This is a genomic window from Streptomyces sp. AB3(2024), assembly GCF_041862025.1.
Taxonomy (GTDB): domain Bacteria; phylum Actinomycetota; class Actinomycetes; order Streptomycetales; family Streptomycetaceae; genus Streptomyces.
Map to the genome: position 1 here is coordinate 1 of NZ_JBGWAB010000428.1, position 223 is coordinate 223.

The following is a 223-nucleotide window of genomic DNA, read 5'->3' on the forward strand; positions in this document are numbered from 1 at the left end:
TCGGCCGTCGGGTGCGGTTTCGAGGGCGAGGCGTGAGGTCGCGGGGCCGCCGCCGGTGCCTTCCCAGTTGGCCCAGTTGCCGCTGGGTGCGGTCTGCCAGCGGTGGAAGACTCCGTTGGTGTTGGAGGCGAAGACTTCGATGCGGCCGTCGGCGTTGTTGCCGGTGGCGAGTCGGTATCCGCCGCCGCCGAAGTTGGCCCAGGTGGACCACGAGCCGTTCACC

The 223-nt window shown here is 70.4% G+C and carries 1 pseudogene; it reads right to left on the minus strand.

The annotated features are described in order from the left end of the window. Positions 1–223, minus strand: a pseudogene (locus tag ACEPPI_RS41090) (peptidase M23); the annotation flags it as partial.